Raw genomic sequence first — 2,226 nt, forward strand, 5'->3', positions numbered from 1 at the left:
CCTTCGCATGGCTCCACCAGTTCAAACGGCTCCGGATCCGCTACGAGATACGAGCCGATCTCCATCTGGGACTCCTCCAACTCGCCCGCAGCATCGTCTGCTTGAGACGACTCCGAACCTCATTCTGAAACGATCAATAAGTGACACAGCGGCTGAGAACCTACAGGCTCCTGACGACCACTCAAGGGGCCTGGGGACGCCTCTCGCTGACGATCACCCGCCCGGGCCTTTTTCATGGTTCGGGGCGGTCTGTGTTCGGCGCTCAGATTGCCGTACAGAGCCGGGGCGCCTTGGGGGATTGGTTGCCGGCTGGGTCCGTGCCGCTGACGCCGGTGACGTAACTGAGGTAACCGGGGACGAGCGGCAGGACGCACGGCGAGAAGAACGAGACGAGCCCGGCGAGTACGGCGACGGGCAGGGCGACGATCAGCGCCCCGTTCACGATGGTCAGGTTCTCGCCTTGGAGCGCGGCAAGGGTGTGCACGGAATCACTTCTCCGCGATCAGCGGGTCGATCATCTTGTGCAGCTTGTCGGCGTCGAGCGCGGCGAGGGAACGGGCGGCGATCTTCCCGTCCCGGTCCAGCACCACGGTCGACGGAATGGCCTGCGGACGCAGCGTGCCCTTGGGGAAGCGGAGCATGAGCTTGCCGGTCGGGTCGAAGAGGCTCGGGTAGGGGATCCCGTAGTCCTTCTCGAAGCTCAGCGCGGGGCCCTTCTGGGCGTCGCGCGTGTTGATCCCGACGAACTGGACGTTCTTATCCTTCGTCTCCTTCGCCACCCTCGCGAAGTACTGGGCCTCCAGACGGCAGGGCCCGCAGAGCGAGCCCCACATGTTCAGCACGACGACCTTGCCCTTGTAGTCGGCGACGTCGAGCTTCTCGCCTTCGAGGGTCTCGCCGTCGAGCTTCGGGGCGGCTTTGCGGTCGCCCTTGGCCACGGTGGAGATTCCGCCACTGCCCGTGACGAAGTTCGTGTTGCCACCGCCACCCGTCTTGTTGTCGTCGCCACCGCACGCGGTCAGCGTGAGTGCGAGTGCGACGACCGCTGCGGGGGCGGCGAGCAGGGTGAAGCGGCGTCGAGGTGCCCGGCCATAGCTCATGTGAAAAGTTTCGCATGGCGGTTTCGGCGATCTCGGGCACCCCCCTCGGTGCCCGTAAAGCCCGTTGCGATGTGCCGGGTTGGTGTCAGTGGATGGATGTCAGTGACGGTACGTCAGGTTGGTGTGTTCGTGCCGGTGGCGGTGGGCTCTGGGGACCGGGCCGCTGACGTGGGGTGGTATGTGCGGGGGTGTTGCTGTCGTGGGCCGGTACACCCCGCCCCGTGCCGCTGTCTCGGGAACGGTACTTCTGATCCTTCGGTGCCCGTGCGGCGGCACCAAGATGTGATGATCTGCGGGTTTTTGTCGGTGGTGGTTCGGCGTTGTGATGTCAGTGAGTGAGTAGTGGGTTCTTTGCCGTTCAGTGGGTTGTCGTGGGTGGCTCGACTGCTGTCATGGATGCCGATCTGGTGCTGACGTTTTTGGTGATGGTGCGGGTCAGTTGGTTGCCGGTCGGTATGGCGCGGGGTGTGTTGTCGCTGGTCGGGGCTGTGGTGGCAGGGGCTGGGTGCCGATGGTTGGGGATGGTGCGGCTGGTATCGCCTTCTACGCTGTGGGCTTCAGGTGGTGACGGAACGCAACGCCGCCCGCCGGATCGAGGACTGCCAGCTGCGATCTTCCGGTTTTGGGGCAGTGGTGGTGAGAGGCGGTCGGTGGTGGTGTGTTGTCTCTGGGCAGTGGCGGTTTCGGGGTGGGGTTCGCTGTCTTGGAAGGGAGAGATGGTGTGCGTGCCTGCTGTTACCGGGCGGTAGATGTGCGGGTCGGGCGCTGGCACGGAAGCGAGAGTTCTTAAGACCGTGTCCTATGTGGTGAGTCGGAGGAGTTGTTTGTAGCAGCAGTGGGTGGCGGCGAGTCCGAGGAAGGCCAGGTAGTTGCGGGGATGGTGTTCGTAGCGGTGGTTGAGTCTGCGGTAGCCGGTCAGCCACGACATGGTGCGTTCGATGACCCACCTTCGGCGTCCGAGCCGTTCGCTGGATTCGATTCCTTTGCGGGCGATGCGGACGCCGATACGCTTCCCACGGAGCCATCTACGTAGTTCAGGGATGTCGTAAGCCTTGTCGGCGTGGAGCTTGCGGGGTTTGAAGTTCCAGCCGCGGTGGGGGTCGTGTCTCGACTGGAGACCGGCCAC

The 2,226-nt window shown here is 64.2% G+C and carries 2 protein-coding genes and 2 pseudogenes; 1 reads left to right on the plus strand and 3 read right to left on the minus strand.

Annotated elements, in window-relative coordinates; all coding sequences use genetic code 11:
* Positions 1-128 (plus strand): annotated as a pseudogene (locus ACFVT1_RS40950) (IS5/IS1182 family transposase); the annotation flags it as partial.
* A 179-nt stretch (positions 129-307) separates the two neighbouring features.
* On the opposite strand, the pseudogene ACFVT1_RS40955 reads toward ACFVT1_RS40950, so the two are convergent.
* From ACFVT1_RS40955 to ACFVT1_RS40965, 3 genes and pseudogenes are all read right to left on the minus strand, one after another.
* A pseudogene (locus ACFVT1_RS40955) lies at positions 308-484 on the minus strand (cytochrome c biogenesis protein CcdA); the annotation flags it as partial.
* 4 nt (positions 485-488) lie between these two features.
* Positions 489-1,100: a TlpA family protein disulfide reductase gene (locus ACFVT1_RS40960; protein WP_389805859.1), complete on the minus strand. Its 612-nt coding sequence runs from the start codon at positions 1,098-1,100 to the stop codon at positions 489-491.
* 799 nt (positions 1,101-1,899) lie between these two features.
* Positions 1,900-2,226, minus strand: a 327-nt coding sequence (locus tag ACFVT1_RS40965; protein ID WP_389805862.1) for a transposase, incomplete at its 5' end; no start/stop codon positions are given.

The sequence above is a fragment of the Streptomyces sp. NPDC057963 genome, assembly GCF_042887155.1.
Classification (GTDB): domain Bacteria; phylum Actinomycetota; class Actinomycetes; order Streptomycetales; family Streptomycetaceae; genus Streptomyces.